Annotated in this window: 1 pseudogene; it reads left to right on the top strand. The window is 28.6% G+C overall.

The features are described from left to right. A pseudogene (locus MMG82_RS21335) lies at positions 1 to 1,173 on the top strand (diguanylate cyclase); the annotation flags it as partial.

Genomic DNA, 1,173 nt, shown 5'->3' with positions numbered 1-1,173 from the left:
GGAAAGTTGTTTGAATTAAATAAAAACAAACTAAAACTTATTAAAGAAAATATTATAGATATTGAACAAAAAAATGCAGACACTATTATACTATCCTCAGAAGATGGTCTTTTTGAATTTAATGGAAATATTATAAAAAAAATAGACAATCGCCCATTCTCACAACTAGGAAAAAACCATCAAAATATATACGGAATTTCAGAAAACTCTATAGTTGACATTACTTCAACAAAAAAAATAGGTTTGATACCAGCATTCGCTCCAGACAAAAACACTTATTTTTATATAAATAAAAGCTACTTTACATTTGGCAGTATTGACCAAGGTTTTTCGATTATAAAAAAGCAAAACAATCTAGTAAAGCAAACTACTCTTGTTAACAACAGCATTTGGCATTTAACTAAAAATGAAAATAGTTTTCTCGTTTCATCGGATTCAGAATATATAACTCTTTTTGATGAAAACTTCCAGAAAAAAAAGGACTTCAATACACATACCGTAGGATATAAATATGCAGTATTGATCGGGAATAACCTTTTTTACGGAACGAGGCATGGTTTGTTTTTACAAAATAATGAATCAGTTACTATGCTTAGTTCAGAAACTATCTCATCATTATCCCAAAGTGATGATGGTTCGCTTTTATCTGCGGGCACACCTAATGGAAAGATATTAATAATAAAAAACTCTAGTATAATAAAAACCATTGACACAAAAAGAAACGAGCCAATTTTTGATATAGAAATAATATCTGAAAATTTACTTTACGTTGCAAGTCAAGGTGGTTTAAGAAAATATGAAAATAGCAATGAGACTATAATTAGCGAACAATTAACCTATAGTATTGAAAAAGATAAAAATAATATTTTATTTGGTACATCCACAGCACTAATGCGTTATAACCCATTAACTGAAAAAAATGAAAAAATACTTTCTAACAATAAAGAAATATATTCAATTGTGAATGATGCTGATTTCATCACACTATCTTCACTAGGTGAGGTAATTGTTTACAACAAGAATAACCAGACTTCATACACGTTGAATACATCAAATGGAAGTCAATATGAGTATAACTCACCCAGCGCAATAAGAATTAATGATGTTATTCTATTAGCAGGTGTAAATGGGATAAGTATTGTATCTCCAGAAGAAGTTACACATTATATAAAA

Source organism: Shewanella sp. MM_2022_3 (assembly GCF_022557375.1).
In the GTDB taxonomy this organism is placed as follows: domain Bacteria; phylum Pseudomonadota; class Gammaproteobacteria; order Enterobacterales; family Shewanellaceae; genus Shewanella; species Shewanella xiamenensis.
The sequence above is the reverse complement of the archived record's forward strand: the minus strand, read 5'-3'. Positions and strand labels throughout refer to the sequence as shown.